The 2,175-nt window shown below is 34.2% G+C and carries 2 protein-coding genes; one reads left to right on the top strand and one right to left on the bottom strand.

What is annotated here, in order from left to right; all coding sequences use genetic code 11:
• Positions 1-86: 86 nt before the first annotated feature.
• Positions 87-557 carry a cyclophilin-like fold protein gene (locus EQ827_RS08515; protein WP_181190556.1) on the bottom strand — a complete coding sequence of 157 codons (471 nt, stop codon included), beginning with the start codon at positions 555-557 and terminating at the stop codon, positions 87-89.
• Positions 558-767: 210 nt separating this feature from the next.
• On the opposite strand from EQ827_RS08515, the gene EQ827_RS08510 reads away from it, so the two are divergent.
• Positions 768-2,003, top strand: coding sequence for an ArgE/DapE family deacylase (locus EQ827_RS08510; RefSeq protein WP_181190555.1), 1,236 nt, complete (start codon positions 768-770; stop codon positions 2,001-2,003).
• The last annotated feature ends 172 nt before the right edge of the window (positions 2,004-2,175 follow it).

Genomic DNA, 2,175 nt, shown 5'->3' with positions numbered 1-2,175 from the left:
AATAAAATCTCCAAAAATATATATGATATTTATAATTTGTAAAAAATAAGCAGCCCAACTAATAATACTAAGTTGAACTGCTTATTTTACTTATTGGCTTTAATCAATTTAATAGTTACTGTAAAGGGATGTTTTTGTTGCTGTAAGACTCTTGCGGCCGTTTGCCGCTTATTAAAATGGCCAATGACATGAATGCCATTGAAATAATCCACATTACCCCAGTAAAATACTAGACGAGGTTCTGGGGACCAATAACCAATATCACCAATAGCAGGATCTTCACCAACTGTCATTCCTTTAGTACTTAAAGGCTGATTTAAATCAGCTAATTTTTCTGGAGTATTAAAACTTCGAAAATGTAATCTTATTGGTAACTGTTTAACCAAATCTTGTGCTGCTTTGTTGTGCTTTAAACAAGCCTTAAAATGATGACCCTTAAAGCTCACTCTAAGATATTGCGTTTTGTTATCAATATGACCTGCAGCCTGGACTGATTGTTGGGTACTTCCTAAACACCAAATTAAAACTATTATTAAGATAAAAATTATTTTTTTCATGATGTGTACTCCTTGAATAATTCGTAACTATTAAATACTTCTGCTTATAATATAATTTATAGAATGATAGTTATTATGTAAAATATCTTTAAAACATAAGTAAGTATAAAAATCTATTATAGTTAATAAAACTTTTATTAGTTTAAAACGATTTCACCACAATAGCCTATTGTGATAAAATTCATATAAAGCCTATAAGGAGGTTATTAAATGAACGATAAAGACAAAATTAAAATTTTAAGTGATTTAATATCTTTTAAGACAGTTGGCGACAATGAATTGGAAGCAGCCCAATACTTAAAGCAAGTTTTCGACAAAGCTGATATTAAAAGTAAAGTCCAGCTGGTTGAGGGCAAACGTGCTAACTTAATAGCTGAAATTGGCAGTGGCGAACCAGTCTTAGTAATTTCAGGACATTTAGATGTGGTGGCGGTCAATGAAAATGAATGGAACAGTGATCCGTTTACCTTAACTGAAAAAGATGGACAGTTATATGGTCGCGGTGTTACGGATATGAAAAGTGGTATGGCAGCTTTTGTTATTGCGATGATTGAATTAAAGGAATCTGGTCAACCAATTAATGGTACTATCAGATTACTAGCCACAGCAGATGAAGAAGTTGGCGAAATTGGAGCTGCTGCTTCATATCAATCTGGTGCTATGAAAGACGCGGATGCTTTACTACTAGGCGAACCGACAGGATATTTAATTACCCATACACATACTGGAGCGATTGACTTACACATTACTGCTCTAGGCCAAGCATCACATAGCTCAAGGCCACAGGCAGGAATCAATGCTGTGGAAAATTTAATTGATGTCTTGGACTTACTCAAAAAGAATATTCTACGAGCTACTCAATACGCGGTTAGTCCCATATTAAAAAGACCTACCCTGTTCAATATTGATATGTTCCACGGTGGCGAACAAGTCAATACAATTCCTAGTATCGCTGAAGCAGAAGTTAATATCCGTACAATTTCTGAGTATCCTAATGATAAAATTATGAAGATCATTAAAGACAGCATTCAAGCCTATAATCAATTTGCTAAGGGTCAAATTAAATATGAAGTTACTACTAATTTAATACCCATTGCTGGTAAACCTGATTCGAAGCTCATTCATTTATTACAAAATATCTCCCAGCCGTATTTTAAAAAACTTAATGACACTCCAGAAAAAATTAAGGCCAATCAAAAAATGGCTAATGCGATGGGTGTACCCTACTCGCCAGATAAGGTGTTAGCAATTGGTGCCATGGGTGGAACGGATGCATCACAATTATTAGCCGATCAGCCGGTGGGCGCTAATTACGCTATTTTTGGTCCTGGTAACGAAACCCCGCATCAATCTAATGAGCATTTATCTAAGCAAATGTTTTTTGACTTTATTGATATATATAAGCAACTATTTCAAGAATATTTTAAGGAGAGCAATTTTATTTAAAGTTTAAAACCAGCAATACAAGTTAAAACCTGATATAATACTATTACAGGAAGCCTTCAAGGGCGTTAAAACCGGAGGTATTATAATGATTTTACTAACTCTATTAATAGGACTTATTTGCTGGAAACTTTTCAAATTTTCTTTTCGACTCTTCGTTCCCCTACTCTTGGGT

Source organism: Bombilactobacillus bombi (assembly GCF_013607485.1).
Taxonomy (GTDB): Bacteria; Bacillota; Bacilli; order Lactobacillales; family Lactobacillaceae; genus Bombilactobacillus; species Bombilactobacillus bombi_A.
This window is presented reverse-complemented; position numbering and strand designations above follow the sequence as displayed.

Bases quoted from the DNA above. Each gene is read 5' to 3' on its own strand.
- EQ827_RS08515 (WP_181190556.1), bottom strand. From the start codon at position 557: ATGAAAAAAATAATTTTTATCTTAATAATAGTTTTAATTTGGTGTTTA.
- EQ827_RS08510 (WP_181190555.1), top strand. From the start codon at position 768: ATGAACGATAAAGACAAAATTAAAATTTTAAGTGATTTAATATCTTTT.